A 22,197-nucleotide genomic window follows, 5' to 3' on the forward strand; every position below is an offset into this window, starting at 1 on the left:
GTCAACAACTTCTTACAGGAAAAATGCTATAATTAGCTTATTGTAACAAGTGCGGGAGGAGAATCATTATGCGGATTAATAAATTTTTAAGTAGTGCGGGTATTGTATCTAGACGAGGTGCAGATCAGTGGGTTGCTGACGGCCGTGTGAAAATTAACGGCCAACTCGCGGAACTTGGCAGTAAAGTCGAATCAGGTGATCAAGTCGAAGTCGACGGCAAGTTAGTTGAACAAGAAGAAAAGTTAGTGTATATCGCGCTTAATAAACCAGTGGGAATCACTAGTACAACAGAACGCCATATAAAAGGTAATGTGGTAGACTTTGTGAATCATCCATTGCGAATCTTCCACATTGGACGTTTAGACAAAGACTCTGATGGCTTATTACTATTAACAAACGATGGAGACATCGTTAATGAAATCCTACGGGAAGAATACGGTCATGAAAAGGAATACATCGTGACAGTGGATAGCCCCTTAACCGCTTCGTTTATTTCGCAGATGGAAAATGGAGTGAAGATTCTAGATACTGTAACAAAACCCTGCACGGTGACAAAACTTGGCCCTAAAACTTTCTCTATTATATTGACACAAGGTTTAAATCGTCAAATCCGCAGAATGTGTGCAGCACTCGGCTATCATATACGCCGCTTGCAACGTGTTCGGATACTCACTATTGAATTGGGTGATCTTCCGATTGGCGAATGGCGCGAGCTAACAGATGCAGAGCGTAATACGTTATTTAAAACACTTGATTACAAACCAAAAAGGTAAATAGATCATGAAGGCTTTACAAAGCTTTCGTGATCTTTTTTGTTATGTAACACACTCGTATGTCTAACACCTCTAATAACCTATATATTATTTCTTCCATATCTAGTTCAAAACTCTCTTATTCATGTTATAATCAGACAGATTACTATATTATTCAATCTATTAGATGTATTTATATATCTTCATAACTATGACATTTTAAAAGTAAGGACTATTCTACTTTCCCATAACAATTTCTAAAGAAAGGATGTGCCTTTATGCCGTTACAGGCTCCAAGTATTTCTTCACATTTATCTGCAATACTTGATGAAAAGTTTTGCATATCACTTATTGACTTAAGCGGCCATCTTACCTATGTAAACCAGAACTTTTGCGAGCTGACAGGTTATATCGAAGATGAGTTGATAGGTGAAACATGGGGAAAGGTACATAGAGATTTCTCTATTGAAAAGACGCTTTATATACTTAAAAAGCATTTCATACATGATACTGTCTATCAAGAGTCTATTCAAATCCACTCTAAGTCTGGATCAATACACTGGTTGGATAGTACCATTGTTCCTATTTACGGTACTGCCGGAGACTTAACAGGTTATCTGTCACTCGACATTGATGTAACGGGATCAAAAATGGTCTCAAATGAGTATGCTAAAACACGTATTGACTTGCAAAACTTTAAATATGCACTGGATGAATCCGCAGTAGTTGTCATCACTAATCCACAAGGCGTCATTACGTACGTCAATAATCACTTCTGTATTCTTTCGGAATACTCGCGTCAGGAATTGATTGGCAGAACACATCGGTTAGTCAATTCAGGTACACATCCAAAAAGTTTTTTCGCAGATATGTGGAAAACGATTCAGTCTGGTCAAGTATGGAGAGGCGTAATCCGTAATAAGGCGAAGTCCGGAAGTTTTTATTGGGTCCATACTACTATCGTTCCGTTTATCGGTTCAGACGGTAAACCATTCCAATACATTTCCATACGGCAAGACGTGACATCTCAGATGGAGGCGGAAAAGTCATTAGAATTGGCATTAAAAAATGACTTTTCTATGACTGTAAAAAACCTCCAAAATGCTATTTTTAAATATTCCTTGGATGAAAACAATCAAATCCATATTACATTGCTAGAAGGAAAAGTTGCTGAACAGCTGGGAGTCACTGCGGAGACACTGAATCAGCTTGCATCGAATAAAAGCTTCACTTTGTCTACTTATAAGCGTCAGCTTCTTGGAGCTTTACTTGGTCGTGTAGGGCAGTTTGAAATTGACTATCAATCAAGAACTTTTCTAGTTTACCTTTCTCCTATTTTTGATGATGGGAATGTAGTCGAAGTTGTCGGCACCGCCAGTGAAATTACAGATCGTAAAAAAGCTGAACGTTTAATCGAATACATGGCATTTCACGATCATCTTACTGGATTGCCAAATAGAAGGTTATTGAAGCAGACAGTAGAAGACTTGATCGAGAGTCGTTTAAACAATCGGGAACCTTTCGCACTGCTTTATATGGATCTGGATCGTTTTAAAAACATCAATGATTCCATGGGTCACTATGTAGGTGATCAATTGCTTAAAGCAGTTGGTGCAAGATTACAGACACTCGTTAGACAAAATGACTTGGTCGGTCGACTTAGCGGTGACGAGTTTCTAATTCTGTGTTCTTCTACAACGAAACAAGGCGCACAAATGGTCGCCAAACGAATTGTCGATGAAGTATCCAAATCATTCCTCATCGATAACTTGGAAATATTTATTGCGCCAAGCATCGGAATCAGCATGTTCCCAGACGATGGAGCACAGTATGATACACTCATTCGTAATGCAGATTCTGCTATGTATTTAGCAAAACAATCAGGTAAAAGCACATATCAATTTTTCACAGAAGAGCTTTATAAAGACTTGATGGAACGAACTTTAATTGAGATGGAATTACGTCAAGTACTTCAAAAAGAGGAATTATCATTGCATTACCAGCCACAATTTGAATTTAATACCGGAAATATAATCGGTGTAGAAGCATTGGTGCGTTGGCAACATCCTTCACGGGGAATAATACCTCCTGGACAATTCATCCCTATAGCGGAGGAAACCGGGATGATACTTCCTATTGGTTTATGGGTGCTAGAGACTGCTTGTAGACAGGCGAAGGAGTGGCAAGACTTAGGTCACACTTCACTATTAATGAGCGTCAACGTTTCCTTGCGTCAGTTTAAAAGTATTAGGTTTGTGTCCGATGTCAAAGATACACTTCATAAAACCGGACTGCTTCCACACTATTTGAATATCGAAATTACAGAAAGTATGACCTCTGACGTAGACTATTGCCAACACATTTTACAAGAACTCCGTGAGATCGGTATCAAAATTAGTATTGATGATTTCGGAACAGGTTATTCTTCATTAAGTTATTTAACAAAATTCCCTTTAACTCACCTTAAGATCGACCAATCTTTCATAAGAGAACTACATTCAAATTCCGTTATTGTAAAAGCTATTATTGATTTGGCTAAGAACTTGCACTTACGAGTGATTGCTGAAGGTGTTGAAACATACGAGCAAGCCGACTTTTTAAAGAAACTTGAATGTGATGAAGCACAAGGTTTCTTGTATTCCAGACCCGTGCCTCCCGATGAGCTTTTACAGTTACTTACTACTATAAAATCATAATAAGTAGCCAGCAGATCGATATCTGTTGGCTATTTCTATTATATAGGGTCGCAACTGAATCGCTTTCTCATGAAGATCATACTAGAAACATTATTCTTCCTATTAATTTTGTGCTATAGTTTTCTTTATATTTCAATTTTTTAGACATACATAGATAACTATTTTCAGGGAGAGATGTGAATGGGCACCACTCAAATGCGGTATTCAATTACTGCGTTAGCCGGATTTCAATGGCTATTCTTTATGTTCGCTAATACAGTTGTAATCCCCATTTCGGTCGGTACTGCTTTTGAACTTGAGCAAATTGAAATCGTTTCAGCCATACAACGCTCATTTATCTATACGGGAATCGCTTGTTTACTTCAAGGAGCGCTTGGGCATCGATTGGCATTGATGGAAGGTCAGTCAGGTTTATGGTGGGGCGTTGTACTTAGCTTGGCGGGAACTGCGAGCGCGATGGGCTTAAGTTTAGCTACAGTTGGAGGCAGTATTGCGGTAGGCGCCATGATTTCTGGTGTACTGGTTGCTACTCTCGGTATGCTTGGTATGGGTGAAATACTAAAGAAGTGGTTTACACCTACTGTCATGTTCGTGTTTCTACTATTGTTGGCTAATCAGTTGATTACTATCTTCTTGAAAGGAATGATTGGTCTTAATGACGGAGAATTCATCAGTCTATCGAAGACTGTATTTTCATTCGCTCTTGCGGGTCTTACGATTATGGTTCATGTGAAGGGAAAAGGAATCATTAGCAGCTTGAACTTACTCATCGGCATGACGGTCGGATGGATTAGTGCTGTGCTGATTTTCCCACAAGTAGCCTCAGAAACGATTAAAACCACACCATTTATCCAATGGTTTCCTTGGGGTGAACCATCACTTGAAATGGGTATCGTGTTTACAGTGGTCATTACAGGTTTATTGAATACGACGAACACAATTGCTACTCTAAAAGGTGCAGAAGATATATATGAAAAAGAAACGACTAAAAGCCAGTATAAAACGTCATTCTTTATAACAGGAGGATTGAATGTCGGTGCAGGTGCGCTAGGCCTCGTACCATATGCACCCTACGCCTCATCCATCGGTTTTCTGCAGTCTAGCGGGATAAAGGACAGAGCTCCTTTCTTTATCGGCTCCTTCTTGTTCATTATCCTTGGACTTGTGCCACCCTTAAGTGCGTTTTTCTCCACTATCCCTCAAAGCGTCGGAAATACGGTATTATTTGTAGCCTATTTGCAGTTATTCCGGTCTGCCTTGCGCAATGTGGAAGGATTAACTTTCGAACCTAAAACCATTTACCGAGTCGCATTACCTGCACTTCTTGGGTTATCGATTATGACATTACCAGCCACAGTGTTTTCTTCACTTCCCGAGCTAGTTCAACCTCTATTATCAAGCGGGTTGCTAGTAGGGATCTTAGCTGCGCTCTTGATGGAATTAATATTTTGGATAGGTCAGCGATTCGGTCATTCCACATGAATATAAACACAGCCCTGATCTACATGATTAGGGCTGTTTGTACTTGTAGACTAAAAAACGCTCTGCTTTGTCGTGGATTTGTAAATGTGTAATCGGTATCTCCACTATTTTTTCGAATAATGGGTGATGATGCAAGAAATAGACATATTCATCAGTCGGATAATATAAAATGATTTCCAATGCTCGAGGGCTATTTTCTGCTGACTTTAGAATCCGCTGAACTACAGATCGAAAAATATCCAAGGAAAATGGATTAAAGAAATAGAACGTCACAGCATCCGCCGGAATGATATAACTCTCCGCTACACAGCATTCAAAAGAAATAGATCCAGGTCTCTTGGGAAAGGCTTGCCGATACTCCATTAAGTTGGTCATTGCATTTTGATGTAACACACTATTCATTTCAATACCGATCGTGTCTAGGCAAAAAAGATGGTTTACGTAAAAAGGTACTCTTCCTTTCCCGCATCCAAAGTCAACCAAGCTCCCCTCTTTTAGGAGATCATGTTCAGCAAATAAATAGTCCAGCATCTCGTAAGGTGTCGCTTCATACCGATTATAATGAGATGACTGATGGATCCACTCTCTAACACCAAGTGTTTTGATATGTAAGCGTTTATCCATAGATTGCTCAGACATTTTTCCATCCCCCCTTTATGTTATTTTCTACTAGAGAAAACCCCGGCATATTACTCCTGCCGAGGTTCATCGGAAACGACGATGGTCTTATTACGTCCTGTTCGTTTTGCTTCATATAGACTTTGATCGGCTAATTCAATAAGTCGTGCCGGGTGGTTTGCGTGAAGTGGATAAGCAGCAACCCCACATGAAATTGTAATAACTTCGCCGCAAGGACTGACTGTGTCTTCCATTTTTTCACGAAGACGTTCTGCGGTCAAATATGCAGTCACTTTGTCTGACTTTGGTAATAAGATGACGAATTCCTCTCCGTCATAGCGGCAACATATATCCTGTTTGCGAACAATTCGTTGCATCCAATCTGCTAAGTAGATCAACACTTCATCGCCGACTGCGTGACCGTAGCGATCATTGACACGTTTAAACTTGTCTATATCAAAAATAATTAGAGCGAATGGCGTTCCATCGTCCACCCATTGCTTCATGTAACGATCCATCATTCGGCGATTTGTTAACTTCGTCAACGGATCGGTCGTTGATTGGTGAATGAAGAAGTTCATCTCATTTTTAAAGTAGTCCAAGCTATGCAACATAGCTCCTTTTAATTGTTTTGCTTCATAGTACCAATCAGAGATGGCTTCCATTTTCTCTTTTTGATCAGACTCTACACTGCTCTCCGTGTAGTATGCCAACTTTTGAAGTGGTAGGGCAATTTTTCTTGACAGATATCTAACCAAGAAGAACGAAAGAAGCAGTAACGGCAGAGACTTTACTGCCATCTCTAGTACCATTTCTTTTGCCGGAGCAACTGAAGTATCTAATCGTCTTTGTACTACGATTCCCCATTCAGCAATGGGTATATAAGCATATCCCGCTAACATAGGTATTCCCTTTGTGTTAATTAGCTGTTTATGGCCACTTTCCCCTCTCATTACTTTTTGAACCACCGGGTTGCTCGAGACATCCTCTTTCAAACGTTCTTTTTCTTGATGGTAAATTAGTTTCCCTACATAGTCTACTACGTAAACATACGAACCATTTTCATAGAAGTGGTTCCCTAATAGTTTCTCTAATATGTTAGGTTGATCGAGATAGATAGCTCCTCCTAAAAACCCTTTATACTCACCGTCTTCAATAAGCGGAACACTAATAAATATAATGGGTTCTCCTTCAATTCCTACGTAAGGGTGAGAAATTATCTCCCTCTTTTCTTTAATAGCTTGCATTGCCCCAATCGATGTCAACTTTTCACCAAGCAACTCCAGGCTCGGAGAAGATGCGCCTAGTATGACACCTTCTTCAGAGGCGACTGCAACGGAATCAAAAGTATTCGTTTCTGTTCTAATCCGCTCAGCTAACGCATTCATTTGCGTTTGTGAAGAAGGTTCATCAAGGATAGATAGGACTACTTTCGCATTAACTTCTAATGTGTTTAATATTTCCCGTAAATACGTGTCTGTAGTGGACGTTAATTTTTGTACATATGCGTAGTTAGTTTCTAGAGTGGTATTTATTAACGTTTGTTTGTGCACTTGATATGCTACCGTAGTACTCGTTAGAAAGGTCAACAAAATTGCTAGTATCGCTACGACTTGAATTAATTTTTTCAAGGACCATCTCATCTGTTTCCCAATCTCCTTTTCCCTATGGTGCTATCTTCCTATTATACCATAGAGCATAGGAACATTATGAGATTTTTTCAATTTTTAATACAAAATATCCCAGTCCTTTACTTGTATCCTCGTCTTTATTCGTATTTTTTAATAGGAAATTCCCACTCTGTATCCTTTATGACTTTGTTTAGATAATTCATCATATGCAAACGCAGCAGTATCACCAGTAGAAATCTGTGCGCCATCAATCGGTAAGAAGTCTCTTTCCGTCCGATAATTGCCGACCGCTTCCCCGTCAGGTAAATAAGTTGGGCAGATGATTGTCCAATCTAGACCAGAATCTTGCAACATCGTAAATACTTTATGGTGCTCTTCTGCCGCAAATGTCAACTTACGATGAGATTCGTTCGATTGATACCGTAATTTGGACGGTTCTGTTCTACTATTCAATATGCCAGCCGTTCCAATCGTGACAATTCTTTTGATTCCGTGTTCTTTCATTCCATCAATAATAGTCGGCATCGCTTCTGTTAGTGTAGTGGTTTTGTCAGTGCCAAGCGCACTTACAACTGCATCCGCCCCTACCAATGCCTTCTTGATTGCATTCTGATTTCGAACATCACCAGCTATGATCGTCAGCTTTTCATGGGACTTACACTTCTCGGGTGATCGAACTAATGCCGTTACCTCATTACCGTCAGTTAACGCATGACGGACAATTTCACTACCTGTACGACCTGTTGCTCCAAATACTGCGATTTTCATCTACTACATCTCCTATATTCTATGGTAGAAACTCGTTATGTTTTATGTTCGTTCTATGTTACGCAGACAAGCAATGCACCGCCATGCGATAGCTTTGGGTTGTTAATATGTTGTTAGCTTTCCCCATCGTTGCAGAGCGTAGATCCCGCGTTGGAAGAATGTCAGGCTATTTTGATATTCTTCTACGTCTAAAGTATATAGCGCATCTTCATTATCCCATATCCGGTTGAAATACGCGTTGATTTCATCTGTCAGCTCGCTGTCCGTTGGCGCTATAATGCGCAGATTCGCTTCCAAGTTGTAATCACGTAACGTGCGCTCTGTTATATTGGAAGATCCATTTGTAATATACGTCTTCTCTGCAGTCTGTACGGTTACCAATTTGGTGTGATATTGACCGATTACAGTATTGTACCAACGTACTTTAATTTGATCATCGGTATTCTCTCTGATCTCTTGGACAACGGGGCGATTTGGTAGACCGGACTTTTTACTACCGAATGAGTTTTCATTCGGGTCTAGGACAATTTCTACATGTACCCCTCGATTAGCCGCTTGCTCTAAGGGTCGGATGACTTCTTGCTCCGACAGATAAAACATACCCATACGAATTGTATCATCTTCTTTTGCTTTTTGAATATCGCTCACTAAGGCGTCCATGACCTTGCTTTCAGTCAAATACTGCACTTGGTAGGGGCCCTTTTGTTCTTGCGCCTCGATACGCGGTAACTTTCCGCCCGACGAATACTGAAGCACAGCTTCTTCCGATTCCAATATATCATTTTGGATTGGGCCTTTCACTTTGAATGCCACATTGCCGTGACGACCACTAGCAGCGTGAGGATTCGAAGACGTGACCAATGCCGCTTGTTCTGTCACGAGAGTTTTTCGATGATTCGCTTTAATATTCAACAACTTCAGATAAGAAGAAAACTTCACATCTGGTGCATCACTTGCCAAAAAGTTCGGGAAACGATTTTTCCCGTTAAAATCAAACCACTGTAGAAAGATGCGATACACGCCCGAATATAAAGGCATTGAATCACGTAATGGCTCTAAGTCTGTGTACACTACTTGCACGCCTGCTTTTTCCAATGCTTTAAACCATTCCGATTCATAAGATTCGTAGCCGGTATTCACTGGATCCGTTATGTAGACAATCGGTATATCAGGAAACTCTTCTTTTTTCTTCACAAGTACATCTGTTAGTTGATCTGCAATTTGAGGAAAATCTTCTTTCTCATCGTAGTAATCATCCATTAAAAAAAAGTCGAGTACGACAAATTTTTGTGCATCTTCAATCATTTGAAACACTTCATTGAATATACGAAGTTCTGATTTGTAGTGATCTTTCGACTTCGTCTTGGAGTACGTTAAATCATATATGAATTCTACGTCTTCTACTTGATGAAGGTCTCCTTTATAGGAAATACCTGGCGGCAACGGCTTATACGTTTGCCAAAGCATGACACCCACATATAGCAATGCAACGAAAAGCAACACATAGGAAGCTATACGCTTTTTAGTCATTTTACGTTTTTCTTTCAACACAAGTCCTCTCCTCCTTTCCCACGCCTTATTTGATATACGTGCTCCTAAACGCTTTGTGTGGCAATATTATGCTTTTTATAACATTCCCTCTCGACCTTGCAATAAACTGTATAAATCTTCATTATTTCATCGAAAGGTATGGTCGTTCAGCATGCCATTCAATAGTCACAGGAATCTGATATGTTTCGGATAACAGTTCATCCGTCAACACTTCTTTTTTAGGTCCACTGGCTACAATTCTTCCTTCCTTTAGTAATAGTGCATGAGTGATTTCAGGAACCAGTTCCTCTATATGATGTGTAACGTAAACGAGGTGCACATTATTTTTTGTAGCTGTTTCAAGTGCTTCAAGAAATTGTTCTCTTGCCAAAATATCCAACCCCGAACAAGGCTCATCCAAAATCAATAACTCTGGATCCCCCATCAAGGCTCGTGCAATTAACACACGACGTTTTTCACCTTCAGAGAGTAGTCTGAATTTCTTCCCTTTGACGTGCTCCAACCGAAATTCTTTCACTAAATAATCAGCACGTAGCCAGTCTTCAGTTAGTAGTTTTTCGTAAATGCCAAAGCTTGCAAACTTTCCACTGATGATGATCCGCTCAATCGATTCATTCCAGAAGTAGTCCGAGAATTTTTCTAAAGAACTACTGACAAAGCCAATTTTTTTACGTAATTCAGGTAAATAGGTACTTCCAAATCGTTTGCCAAGCACTTCCACTTCACCACTAGAAGGAATTTCATATGTAGAAATAATGGATAATAATGAAGTCTTACCCGAACCATTCAGTCCAAGCATACCCCACTGTTGCCCTTGCTCAATCTCCCAATCCACATCTTGCAAGATTAGATTGTCTCCTCTTTTAAACTCCACGTCTCGCACTTGTACAATTGCCACATACATTCTCCTCTTTGTAAGAAAAGACCGGTTCGCGCTAAAATGCTACGAACCGGCCCCGTCTTTTATTCGTTCTTTTCTTTTTCCATTTCACGATACTTTTTCTTTTCGAGTTCCTGATATTTTCTGTCGTTTTTCTCTTTTATTTTTTTAGCCTTTTCTGCTTCTCTGCGCGCTCTCTTTTCCTTTTCACTTTCTTTCCGTTTACGTCTCTTCTTGACTTCACCTTCTACGTGTTCAAATTGACGAATATCTGTCGGTCTGACTGTAATCGGTTCCCTGGCTAGTAACTTAGCCAACGAGAAGATCAGTAATAGAAGAAGTAAGGTAAACGGTAAAGCTGATACAAGTGACGCTGATTGCAAAGCTTCTAATCCGCCTGCATATAATAATACAGCCGCTATTGCAGTCATTAAGAATCCCCAGACGAATTTCACAACTAATGGAGGGAACAAACTACCTCGCGTTGTCATACTCGCTAGAATATACGTTGCTGAGTCAGCTGACGTGATTAAGAAGGTAAAGATTAGCACAATAGCCAAGAACGATACGATCCCTGTCATCGGCAGATGTTGAAGTGTCGCAAAAATAGCAGACGTCACATCTTTGTCTACTTCTTGTGCAATTTGTGTGCCATTGCGCAAGTCACTGTATAGGGCGGTTCCGCCAAGCGTTGCAATCCACATACAAGAAAATGCAGGCGGTATCACCATGACCCCCATGATAAATTCACGGATTGTTCGTCCTTTCGATACACGTGCAACGAATGCACCAACGAAAGGAGACCACGCAATAGTCCAAGCCCAGTAGAAAATGGTCCAATCCTTCACCCAAGTACCACCTTGATATGGTTGAAGACGCAAGCTATACGTAATGAAGTTATTAATATAATCTCCAATGGCTAGTGTAAAGGTTTCCAATATAAATACTTTCGGTCCAACTACAAAGAAAAATAGCAATAACGCAATCGCCATACCCAAGTTAAAGTTGCCTAGATAAGCGATACCTTTACTCAAACCTGTAGAAGCAGAAGTCATGTAGGCAACGAACACAACAGCAATGATTAGCAGTTGAATCGTAAACGTACTCTTAATATTGAAGACATACTCCATACCACCACTCATCTGCAAGACACCCATACCTAACGAAGTAGCAATACCCATAACAGTTGCTATTACCGCAAATGAATCGATACCTGTCTTCACGTGGCGATTACTTCCGATCAAAGGCTCAAGCGCCGTTGAAATCAAACCATCCTTCTTCTTTCGAAATTGAAGAAACCCAATAACTAGCCCTACTATGCCAAATATAGCCCATTGAGAAATACCCCAGTGGAAGAATGAATAGCCCATCGCCACACGTGCCGCCTCTTCTGTCTGCGCTTCGGCACCTGCAATGGGTGACTTAAAGTAGTGACTCATCGGCTCCGCCACACCCCAGAACACCAACCCTACACCGAAACCGGCAGAAAAGAGCATACCAATCCAAGTAAAAAACGGATATTCCGGACGTTCTGTATCTCCACCTAAACGAATGGCTCCAAATTTACTAATTGCCAATCCTACTAAAAATATAATGACAATAAATACGGCAAGTAAATAAAACCATCCAAAATTATCTGTCGTAAAATGATAAAGCTTTTCAGAAACCACACCAAACGGTACAGGTATGGACGCTCCTAGTACGACGAGCACAAAAATAAATACGGCAGAAATAGAGAACACGGGATTTTTCCAGAACTTTTTATCCAAACCTATCGACTCCTAGTGTTCATTTGGTAACTCTCTTACTACACTCCTTACCCCAATCACAGGAAATATAACGTACTTCTGCCCATATAAATTACAGAATAAGAAGTTACCAAATAGATTATAACTGTTAATATTACACATCAAAAAAGACATCTTCAAGTGAAAATGTCTTTTCCAGTATATATTCAGTTCATTTCATCCTCTATTCCCTGTGACCAGCGTAAGGCTTGTAGAAAAATATTACTTAGTTCTTTTTGAGGGATTGCTAGTTCACGTGAAAGTCGCTCTACTGCTTCCCATTCAAAACGTTCTATCGATTTTACCAGCTCCATGTATGGGCTCATTTCCGTTTGCTTACCCTTTAACGTATCCATAATCACATCGGACAAAGAAAGTAATGGCAGAATATCTTCCCATTTCCGCCGCATCACTGCATCGATCAAAGAAAACATGCCTGCTAGAAAGTACTCGTCCTTATTGGACTTTCTTTTATACTTCGCCAATAGCTCACATGCTCGTGCACGACGAAGCGATAATTCAATAAGTGCTTTCACACGACCGTCGCGCAGGTCTTGCCCTAAATCATGTAACATCAGAACTTGTAACCACTTCTTCGTTTCATTTAACCCAACCATCATGATTGCCTGCTTGATTGAGCTGATCTGACGCGGTATGTCAAAGGCTAGTGAGTTGATAAAACGTAATAATTTAAAGGATATCGATACATCTTGCATAATTAAATTGGAGAGTTGATTGATAGATAGGGAATCTTGTTGGAAATAGTCAATAATTTTCAAATGAATTAAGGTATTGGATGGAATCTCGGTACTTTGAATAATATCAGGCTTTGCGAAAAAGTAGCCTTGAAACAAATCATAACCACTCTTTAATGCTAGCTGGTAATCTGACTCTGTCTCCACCTTTTCCGCCAATAATATAATCGATGGATATCGTTTCAAAAAATTGTTGATTTGATGCTTCTCCATTATACTTGTTTGGATGAAATCCACTTTTATAATATCCACGAGTTCAAATAACTGAGAATGTATCCTATATTGATCTTGCAAAATAAAGTCATCCAATGCTAGCGTGAATCCCGCTTCCTTAAACATCCGCAACCGATGCAACAGAGCAGGTGTTATTTCCACGTCTTCTAAAATCTCAATTACTACTTGGTCGGGATTCAGATTCATAAATACATCTTGTGCTAGCAGTTCACCTGAGAAATTTATAAATGAACGCACACCACTTGTTACCTGATCTATTCCAACAGTGAGAAAAGTATTGATCAATAGACCGATTGTAGCCTTTTCAGGATTTATATCAGGAAAGAAGTTTTCTTCGCTATTTCGATATAGTAGTTCGTATGCATAAATCGCACCTGATCGGTTTAGGATCGGTTGTCTTCCGATAAATATGGAGTAATCATCCATTTATGCCATCTCCACGTTTCATTTGAACGTCCCCTTCATTGTATGTATTCCACTTAGAAAACTACTGAAGCCATGTACTTCTCCAATTTAGTCAATTAGATAACACTTTACTCCTCCCATTGTACTAGATTACACGTTATTAATAAATATATTAATTAGATATAACTATTCCGTTCCGATATTCCACTCACTTGGAAATGCTGATGATCATGATAACCATTTAATAAAAAACTCTAACCGCCGCCATGCATTGATGTATGAACATGCAGATAAAGAGAGGATTTATACGAATATGAAGAAGAAGCGCATACTACGAGTCTATGGATCATCAACATCTCAGACGATGCATAGACTAATGACTCTCCTATACTCCTAGGAGAACAGAAGAACGAATATCTTTTAGTGTTTAATTACAAGGAATCAATGGTATCTTGTGTAGAAAGGATCGATACGGAGGTGTTCTTATTGTTAAAACGAAGAATGAAAAATGCGCAACGTTCACAAGAAATTATAAATGTTTTTTTGAGAAATGGATTCAGTCATATTTTATTTCGTCTTGGGCTGACAGACAGAAAATTTTCTTCTGCGGATGAACAAGTTGATCTAAACTTATATCATGTTGGTAAAAGATTACGAATTGCATTGGAACAACTCGGCCCCACTTTCATTAAGCTTGGGCAAATCGCCAGCGGCCGACGCGATTTAGTCCCGGAGGAAATTGCTTCAGAGCTTGAAAAACTACAAGATCACGTGGAGTCTTTCCCATTCGAAGTAGTACGGGAAATAATCGAGCAGCAATTAGGCGGAACGATTGAAGAACTTTTCTTGGAATTCAATGAGGAGCCACTCGCTTCAGCTTCTATAGGCCAAGTGCATACGGCTCGGTTGCCTAACGGTGAACATGTAGCCGTGAAAATCCAGCGCCCTAATATCCAACAACAAGTAAATACCGACCTCGCTATTTTACACGATTTGGCAGGGTTTCTTGAAAAGAACATGGACTGGGCGAAAGCGTATCATATAAAAGATCTAATCTATGAGTTTTCTCATTCTCTACGGGAAGAATTGGACTACTATCTAGAAAGTCGTAACGCTGAACGGATCTCAAGACAATTTGCAAAAAATCCTACGATCCAAGTTCCGCTTATTTACGATGAATACACTACGCGTGTCGTACTTACGGCAGGGCTAGTCACCGGTATTAAAGTGAGCAATATCGAACAACTAGACCGCGAAGGGTATAATCGCAAGGTGATTGCAGAAAGAATTGCAGACTCCATGCTGTCTCAAGTAATGGAAAATGGTTTTTTCCACGGTGATCCTCATCCTGGTAACATCTTCATCACACCTGGAAACACTATCCACTATTTGGATTTCGGTATGGTCGGTCAACTAAGCAAGGAAATGACTTATCATTTTGTTTCATTGCTCGTCGCCTTGCAAAAAGGAAATATTACTCGATTAATCGATGTATTCGAAGCTATGAATATTTTACATGAACAGACTAAAACAGATGCTTTATATCGTGATTTACAGATTATTCAACGGAAATATTATGAGACACCCCTTACAGATTTAAGGCTAGGCGATGTTTTTATGGAAATTTTCTCAATCGCTTATCGGCACCGCATACGTTTACCGAATGAAATTGCTATTCTTGTAAAAGTGATTCTGACACTTGAAGGTGTACTCGGAAAGTTGGATCCTACATTCAGTATTATGAAAGCCATCGAACCGTACGGCAAAAAGATGGTACTTAAACAATTTGATCCACGCTACTTACTGGAAAATGGCTGGCATACTTTTGTGAAGAATGCTGAAATTCTATCGGAATTACCTAACGACATGAAAAAAGCCATCAAAACCATACAAAAAGGGAAAGTGGAATTAGACGTCGGCTTGAAGCAAACAAATATTATGTTCCGCCGGCTTGATAAAATTGCTAATCGTCTTTCGTTAAGTATCGTGTTGTTGGCATTCAGTATTCTGATGGTCGGCCTCATTATCGGCTCTGCCATTGCTGGGCAAACGGCACTCTTCTTTAAGTTGCCGCTCATTGAAGTCGGTGCTGTCATCGCGACCTTAATGTTTACTTACTTGCTATTTTCCATTGTACGTTCCGGACGAATATAGCGTTCTGTTTATCCCATCCCAATTGGGGAATAAGAAAAGCAGACTACTATTTTCAATAGGAGGATTTTATATGGAGAAAGATCATCAAGTAAACGAAGAGAGTAAAAATAAACAATTAGAGACATTCCGCGCACATGACTATAAACATTCCATGACAACAAATCAAGGGTTGAAAGTTTCAGAAGATGAACATTCACTAAAAGTGGGAACACGCGGCCCAACGTTGATGGAAGATTTCCACTTCCGAGAGAAAATGACGCACTTTGACCACGAACGGATTCCAGAGCGGGTAGTTCACGCACGGGGCTTTGCAGCGCATGGTGAATTCGAAGTGTATGAGTCTATGAAGAAATATACAAAAGCTGGTTTTTTACAGGAGCCGGGTATCAAAACTCCTGTATTTACCAGATTCTCTAGTGTAGCAGGAAGTAAAGGTTCTCCTGAAACCGTACGTGACGCACGAGGGTTTGCCGTGAAGTTTTATACGCAAGAAGGGAACTATGATTTAGTCGGAAATAATATACCGGTATTCTTTATTCAAGATGCTATTAAATTTCCTGACCTAATACATGCTGTGAAGCCTGAACCACACAATGAAATGCCACAGGCCGCATCTGCACATGATACATTCTGGGATTTTGTTGCGAACAATCAAGAATCTGCTCATATGGTCATGTGGCAAATGTCCGACCGCGCTATTCCACGGAGTTTCCGTATGATGGAAGGCTTCGGCGTACACACGTATCGCTTTGTAAACGATCAGGGTGAAGCGCACTTTGTAAAATTTCATTGGAAACCAAAGCTCGGTGCCCACTCCCTAGTGTGGGATGAAGCGCAGAAGATTAACGGAAAAGATCCTGACTTCCATCGTCGTGATTTATGGGAATCAATTGAAAATGGAAACTTTGTGGAATTTGAACTTGGCGTACAATTACTAGAGGAAAAAGATGAATTTACATTTGATTTTGACATTCTAGACCCTACTAAGCTATGGCCTGAAGAAGATATTCCGGTGAAGATCATTGGAAAAATGACTTTAAATCGCAACGTAGACAATGTATTTGCAGAAATGGAGCAAGTTGCATTCCACCCGGGCAGCGTCGTACCAGGAATTGACTTCTCGAATGATCCATTGCTACAAGGAAGATTATTCTCTTATACAGATACACAGTTAATTCGTTTAGGCGGACCTAACTTCCATGAGTTGCCTATTAACCGACCGGTCTGTCCGTTCCATAATAATCAGCGTGATGGGTACGGCAGACAGACCATTAACATTGGACAGACTCATTATCATAACAATTCATTAGCCAACAATAAACCCGACACGACTTCAGAGGAGAATGGCGGTTACGTACATTACCAAGAGAAGGTAGAGGGACGTAAAATACAAGCCCGCAGTGATTCGTTTACAGATCACTTCTCACAGGCGCGTCTATTCTGGAACAGTATGTCTGACGCAGAGAAAGAGCATATTATTGCAGCGTTTAGCTTTGAAATTGGTAAAGTGAAGGATATGAACGTGAGAAAACAAGCAGTCGATATGTTTGCGAATGTCGATATGAATATGGCGACTCAAGTTGCAGACGCGGTCGGTGTTGAAGCCCCAACAGATGTTACGCAGTCCACTGAATCTAAGTCTTCCCCTGCTCTTAGTCAGGAAAATACAGCAAAAGTGCCCGAGACGCGTACAGTAGCTGTGTTGATCGCAGACCAGTTTGACGACGATGCACTTGAGCCATTTTTGAAGGCTTCATTGGATGCAGGTATGACGGTTAATATTGTGAGCGAGAAGTTCGGCAAGCTAACGGGTAAGAATGGGGCTACTGTTGATGTAGACGAAACCTTGTTGACAGTTCACTCCGTCTTATACGATGCGCTGTATGTTGTAGGCGGACAAGCAAAGCAACAACAGAAGTTCGATGCAGATGTCGCTGATTACGTCAATGAAGCGTATATGCATTTCAAACCAATTGGCTCTGCTCCAGCCGCTAAAGGGTTGATGGAGAAGACTAAAGTAAAACCAGGACCTGGCATTTTGACAGACTTGACGGTTTCAGGCGAAGGCACGCAGTGGGTAGAGGCTGTAGCACACCACCGCTTCTGGGATCGTACTATTTATGCATAATCAAACCAAGGCTGTTGCAAGGAAGTTTACTTCTTGCAACAGCCTTTTTATAGAATTCCTTGAGTTAATGATTACTAAACATGTGTACATGGATAGTGAATTGGTGAATACAAAGAATTGGAGTTCACTTAATTTCAAGTGTACATCTATATAAAGTTGTATAGTACTCTAACTTTACTGTGCGACACTACGGATACTGTTAATAGTATAAGCAAAGTTTTGTAATGGGAATTTTAACCCTAACATCGCTGCCTGCTGATCTAATTCTTCTCTAATATCCCGATAAACCTTGATGCCGCTGGTGATAGTGAAACACCTTTTAAATAGCACACGCCGATGCTGCGCTTAGGTATGGGTTTCAAAAACTCTACTTCCCGTAGCATGCCACGTTCCAAATACTCTTCTGAAAACTCCTTGACCACACACGCAACGCCCAAATTGATTTGGGCAAATTCCAGCAACAGCTCATGAGAACCTAATTCAAATTCAGGGTAGATTTTTACGCCTTCCTTCAATAGAAAGTCTTCCACATACTGACGGGAATTGGATTTCGACTCCAATAAAATTAGTGGTAACCTAGCAAGCTCTTGCAGAGGCACAGGTCTCAAGAAAAGCTTTCGAAACCGTTCACCGTATACGAAAGTGTCTTGTACATCAAAACACGCACGCTTCTCCAACGAATCATCCTCAATGGGAAAGTTACAAATAGCAATATCTACTTCGCCTGATTTCAGCGCAGCGATGAGCTCTAAAGTTGTACCGTTAGTGATCTTGAATCGTATTCCCGGAAAACTCGTATGGAAAGCTTCCAGGTAAGGTAGCAGGTAATAACGGGAAATCGTATCTCCTACCCCTATTTTCAATTCACCTGATGATAAATTCTTTAACTCCTGCAACTTTTCATTACCTGCCTCGATTAAATTCAGTGCCGAATTGGCATACTCGTATAGTAAGGAGCCTTCATCGGTCAATGTCACTCCTTTGGATGTACGATTAAACAAACGCGTATCCAATGCCCCTTCTAATTGGGATATTATTTGACTGACGGCAGGTTGTGTCATAAATAAACTTCGAGCAGCTTTTGAAAAACTTTCATTCTGAACAACTATTTGAAAGACTTTATACCATTCTAAGTTGATTGACATATAACTCCTCCTTATACCCCCTATTAAGTATATTAATTTTACTTATATCATAAATGAACGTTATAATACAAAGAAGAGTGATCAAATTGAGTTTCACTAAGGAGCGATTGTTTTGGGAAGAGTTGTAGGAACGGTTGTTAGAGGATTACGTTGCCCGATTATAAATGAAGGCGACAATATTGATCAAATCGTAGTGGATAGTGTATTAGAAGCTTCTGAAAAAGAAAATATTACATTTCAAGATAAAGATATCGTATCCATCACGGAATCCATTGTAGCGCGTGCACAGGGAAATTATGCAACAATCGATCATGTTGCAAAAGATATCGAAGCGAAATTCGGTGATGATACAATCGGTGTCATTTTCCCTATTCTTAGTCGTAACCGTTTTGGAAACTGCTTACGCGGTATCGCAAAAGGCGCGAAGAAGATCGTTTTAATGCTTAGCTATCCTTCCGATGAAGTCGGTAACCACTTAGTTGAACTGGATCGTCTAGATGAAAAGGGAGTGAACCCTTGGACGGATGTATTGACGGAAAATGAGTTCCGCGAACACTTCGGCGAGAACAAACACCCATTCACAGGCGTTGACTATATCGAATACTATAAATCGTTAATGGATGAGTTCGGTGTAGAACATGAGGTCATTTTCTCCAATAACGCGAGAACGATTTTAGATTATACAAAGACTGTATTAACTTGTGATATCCATACACGTTTTAGAACCAAACGTATTTTGAAAGCTAACGGTGCCGAAAAAGTTTATGGCTTGGATGATATCTTGGCTACGTCTATCGATGGCAGTGGCTATAACGAACAGTTCGGCTTACTTGGCGCAAACAAAGCACAAGAAGACAGCATCAAACTGTTTCCTCATAGCTGTCAGCCTATAGTAGACAACATTCAAGACATGTTAAAAAAAGAAACAGGCAAACATATCGAAGTGATGATTTACGGAGATGGCGCGTTCAAAGACCCTGTAGGTAAGATTTGGGAACTGGCTGACCCAGTCGTATCCCCCGCTTATACAGATGGACTTGACGGCATTCCAAATGAGGTAAAATTAAAATACTTAGCTGATAATGACTTCTCTGAATTACGCGGAGAGGAATTAAAGAAAGCCGTGTCCGATTTTATTGAGAATAAAGATACTAATTTAATGGGATCCATGGCTTCACAAGGAACAACTCCTCGTAAACTAACGGATTTAATCGGTTCATTATCCGATCTAACTTCAGGTAGTGGTGACAAAGGTACACCTATTGTCTTTATCCAAGGATACTTCGATAACTTCACAAACTGATACAAAACACCTGTGAGAATACTCACAGGTGTTTTGTATCTTATCGGCTAAATATAATAAATGAATCTTTTTCTATGCTACAATGGTAATGATTTATGTGAAGTTCAGAAGAGGAGAATTAAGTTTATGACACTAGATATTAAAGTAAGAAACGCGGTCCATATAACAGGTTCTGGTGAACAAACTATCGTCTTTGCACATGGTTTTGGCTGTGATCAGACGGTATGGAATCATGTGATACCTGCATTTGAAAAACAGTATCGGATTGTGACATTTGATTACGTCGGTTCTGGTCACAGTGATAAGAGAGCTTACTCAGCAGAACGCTATGAGTCATTGCCTGGCTATGCACAAGATGTGATCGAGGTATGTGACGCACTAGAACTAAAAGATATTATCTATGTGGGCCACTCAGTAAGCGGAATGATTGGTGTGCTTGCTTCCATCCAAAGACCTGACTTGATGGAAAAACTGATCATGATCGGTCCTTCCCCCCATTACTTGAATGAACCTGATTATCGTGGTGGATTTGAACGGGAAGATATTGATGAATTGCTTGATATGATGGAAATGAACTATAAAGAGTTCACGAAATACTTAGCACCCATTGCGATGAAAAACGAAGACCGGCCACATCTCTCTGATGAGTTCGAGTCTATGCTATGTGCGAATGATCCAGGCATTGCACGCCGCTTTGCAAAAGCAACATTTATGTCAGATGTTCGTGAGGAATTGTCTAAAGTCACCACAAAAACACTCATTTTACAACCAACCGAAGACTCTATCGTACCAATCGAAGTAGGATACTATATAGAAGAGCATATGTCGAACAGTGAACTGGTCATCATGAAAGCAAAGGGACATAATCCACATATCAGTCATCCTACAGAAACAATTAAGGAGATTACACGTTTTATCGAAGAGGACGGGAGCGTATAAGTTATGGAAGAGCAGATGGACTTTTTGCCTTGCGGGTATTTCGTCTTAACAAGTGAATGGGAGTTCGTTGAAATGAATAAAACGATGCGAGATCTATTACATCTAGACAAAATGCCGCGACATATGCACGATGTGCTAACAGTCCCATCTAAAGTCTATTTCCAAACCTACTTCGTGCCGTCTATTTCTGTACACCAAGAAATACGCGAAATGTATTTAAACTTTAAAGTAGATAAACGCCCCCTCCCTGTATTAATGAACGTCAGTAAACGCAATGGATTGTATGAAGGTATCGTGGTTCAGATTACAGTACGCGATGAATATGAGAACCAGTTATTGAAAGCAAAAAAAGAAGCAGAGAGAGTTCAACAACAGACAGATGAAGCGTACAATAAATTACTTGGATTACTTGAAGAAGTGGAATACAAGCAACAGCAACTTCTGGATTTGAATGGAGAACTTCAAGAGTTGGCTACACGGGATGAATTGACAGGGCTTTATAATCGTCGTGTATTCCGACGAAATTTAGATGATGCGATCGATCGTGCAGAACTCTTTATGACACGTTCATTCTCATTATTACTGTTTGATATCGATCATTTCAAAACTGTGAATGATACGCACGGTCATTTAGTAGGTGACGAGGTGTTGAAAGAATTAGCTCGCAAGTTGGAGTACAAAATTCATTCTCCACACGTAGTAGCACGGATTGGCGGTGAAGAATTTGCGGTATTATTTGATGATCCCAACCACCAAAAAAACTGTGAAAGAGCAGAAAAACTTCGCTGCTATATAGCAAGGTCTGAATGGAATAGCATCGGGATCACCGTCAGTATGGGAATTACGAGTTTTCGCAAAGGCGACCAGTCGAGCCAAATTTACAGCAGAGCGGATGAAGCCCAATACATTTCTAAACGTAACGGTCGAAATTGTTTAACACATATATGAAAAGACACTACAGACAGAACA

General features: G+C 40.2%; 16 protein-coding genes. 8 read left to right on the plus strand and 8 right to left on the minus strand.

Going from position 1 to position 22,197, the window contains the following annotated elements; genetic code table 11:
• The first annotated feature begins 68 nt into the window (after nt 1-68).
• The 3 genes from CSV61_RS05350 to CSV61_RS05360 all read left to right on the plus strand — a co-directional run bounded on the left by CSV61_RS05350 (nt 69) and on the right by CSV61_RS05360 (nt 4,930).
• On the plus strand, nt 69-773 hold the full coding sequence (locus CSV61_RS05350; protein ID WP_099638341.1) for a pseudouridine synthase: 705 nt from the start codon (nt 69-71) through the stop codon (nt 771-773).
• 257 nt (nt 774-1,030) lie between these two features.
• A complete protein-coding gene (locus CSV61_RS05355; RefSeq protein ID WP_099638342.1) occupies nt 1,031-3,448 on the plus strand; it encodes a bifunctional diguanylate cyclase/phosphodiesterase in 2,418 nt (805 codons plus the stop codon).
• A 180-nt stretch (nt 3,449-3,628) separates the two neighbouring features.
• On the plus strand, nt 3,629-4,930 hold the full coding sequence (locus CSV61_RS05360) for a uracil/xanthine transporter (RefSeq protein WP_233193520.1): 1,302 nt from the start codon (nt 3,629-3,631) through the stop codon (nt 4,928-4,930).
• Between the two features lie 27 nt (nt 4,931-4,957).
• Here CSV61_RS05360 and CSV61_RS05365 read toward each other — a convergent pair whose 3' ends face one another.
• The 7 genes from CSV61_RS05365 to CSV61_RS05395 all read right to left on the minus strand — a co-directional run bounded on the left by CSV61_RS05365 (nt 4,958) and on the right by CSV61_RS05395 (nt 13,580).
• Complete coding sequence (locus CSV61_RS05365; protein ID WP_099638343.1) at nt 4,958-5,569, minus strand: SAM-dependent methyltransferase; 612 nt, start codon at nt 5,567-5,569, stop codon at nt 4,958-4,960.
• A 50-nt stretch (nt 5,570-5,619) separates the two neighbouring features.
• Nucleotides 5,620-7,191, minus strand: coding sequence for a sensor domain-containing diguanylate cyclase (locus CSV61_RS05370; protein ID WP_099638344.1), 1,572 nt, complete (start codon nt 7,189-7,191; stop codon nt 5,620-5,622).
• A gap of 138 nt (nt 7,192-7,329) precedes the next feature.
• Entirely contained in the window at nt 7,330-7,947 is a 618-nt protein-coding gene (locus tag CSV61_RS05375; protein WP_099638345.1) for an NAD(P)-dependent oxidoreductase, read from the minus strand.
• Between the two features lie 102 nt (nt 7,948-8,049).
• Entirely contained in the window at nt 8,050-9,498 is a 1,449-nt protein-coding gene (locus CSV61_RS05380) for a phospholipase D family protein (RefSeq protein WP_099638346.1), read from the minus strand.
• Between the two features lie 121 nt (nt 9,499-9,619).
• Nucleotides 9,620-10,396, minus strand: coding sequence for an ABC transporter ATP-binding protein (locus CSV61_RS05385; RefSeq protein WP_233193521.1), 777 nt, complete (start codon nt 10,394-10,396; stop codon nt 9,620-9,622).
• Between the two features lie 65 nt (nt 10,397-10,461).
• Entirely contained in the window at nt 10,462-12,147 is a 1,686-nt protein-coding gene (locus CSV61_RS05390) for a BCCT family transporter (RefSeq protein ID WP_099638348.1), read from the minus strand.
• Nucleotides 12,148-12,332: 185 nt separating this feature from the next.
• Complete coding sequence (locus CSV61_RS05395; RefSeq protein WP_099638349.1) at nt 12,333-13,580, minus strand: EAL and HDOD domain-containing protein; 1,248 nt, start codon at nt 13,578-13,580, stop codon at nt 12,333-12,335.
• Between the two features lie 456 nt (nt 13,581-14,036).
• On the opposite strand from CSV61_RS05395, the gene CSV61_RS05400 reads away from it, so the two are divergent.
• Both CSV61_RS05400 and CSV61_RS05405 read left to right on the plus strand, forming a co-directional pair.
• Nucleotides 14,037-15,713 carry an ABC1 kinase family protein gene (locus tag CSV61_RS05400; RefSeq protein WP_233193522.1) on the plus strand — a complete coding sequence of 559 codons (1,677 nt, stop codon included), beginning with the start codon at nt 14,037-14,039 and terminating at the stop codon, nt 15,711-15,713.
• A gap of 70 nt (nt 15,714-15,783) precedes the next feature.
• Nucleotides 15,784-17,841, plus strand: coding sequence for a catalase (locus CSV61_RS05405; RefSeq protein ID WP_099638351.1), 2,058 nt, complete (start codon nt 15,784-15,786; stop codon nt 17,839-17,841).
• Between the two features lie 260 nt (nt 17,842-18,101).
• Here CSV61_RS05405 and CSV61_RS05410 read toward each other — a convergent pair whose 3' ends face one another.
• Complete coding sequence (locus CSV61_RS05410; RefSeq protein WP_099638352.1) at nt 18,102-18,986, minus strand: LysR family transcriptional regulator; 885 nt, start codon at nt 18,984-18,986, stop codon at nt 18,102-18,104.
• A 112-nt stretch (nt 18,987-19,098) separates the two neighbouring features.
• On the opposite strand from CSV61_RS05410, the gene CSV61_RS05415 reads away from it, so the two are divergent.
• From CSV61_RS05415 to CSV61_RS05425, 3 genes are all read left to right on the plus strand, one after another.
• A complete protein-coding gene (locus CSV61_RS05415) occupies nt 19,099-20,289 on the plus strand; it encodes a coenzyme F420-0:L-glutamate ligase (protein ID WP_099638353.1) in 1,191 nt (396 codons plus the stop codon).
• A 126-nt stretch (nt 20,290-20,415) separates the two neighbouring features.
• A complete protein-coding gene (locus CSV61_RS05420; protein ID WP_099638354.1) occupies nt 20,416-21,228 on the plus strand; it encodes an alpha/beta fold hydrolase in 813 nt (270 codons plus the stop codon).
• A gap of 3 nt (nt 21,229-21,231) precedes the next feature.
• Nucleotides 21,232-22,176, plus strand: coding sequence for a sensor domain-containing diguanylate cyclase (locus tag CSV61_RS05425; RefSeq protein WP_099638355.1), 945 nt, complete (start codon nt 21,232-21,234; stop codon nt 22,174-22,176).
• Nucleotides 22,177-22,197 lie beyond the last annotated feature (21 nt).

Source organism: Sporosarcina sp. P3 (assembly GCF_002743415.1).
Lineage (GTDB): Bacteria > Bacillota > Bacilli > Bacillales_A > Planococcaceae > Sporosarcina > Sporosarcina ureae_A.